The sequence below is a fragment of the Streptococcus mitis genome (assembly GCF_022137125.1).
Lineage (GTDB): Bacteria > Bacillota > Bacilli > Lactobacillales > Streptococcaceae > Streptococcus > Streptococcus mitis_CE.
Genome location: NZ_JAKNEQ010000034.1, coordinates 1 through 217, shown reverse-complemented (window position 1 = coordinate 217; position 217 = coordinate 1). Strand labels below are relative to the sequence as shown.

The 217-nt window shown below is 43.3% G+C and carries 1 protein-coding gene; it reads right to left on the bottom strand.

Annotation, left to right across the window (positions count from 1 at the left end):
* On the bottom strand, window positions 1-217 hold a 217-nt coding region (locus L0P31_RS09335), incomplete at both ends, for a hypothetical protein (protein ID WP_238096663.1).

The following is a 217-nucleotide window of genomic DNA, read 5'->3' as shown; positions in this document are numbered from 1 at the left end:
CGGAATCTACCGGGTATTGTTGTTTGTAAGGAGTGCCATTTACAGCTGCCTGCATAAATGCATCATCTAGTTTCACGGATACATTAGCACCGGTTACTTTGCCTTCGGTCATTTTGGCATCAATAAATGCTTCTGAATCTGGATGCTTGATGGATACGCTTAACATTAAAGCACCACGACGTCCGTCTTGCGCTACTTCACGTGTTGAATTGGAATA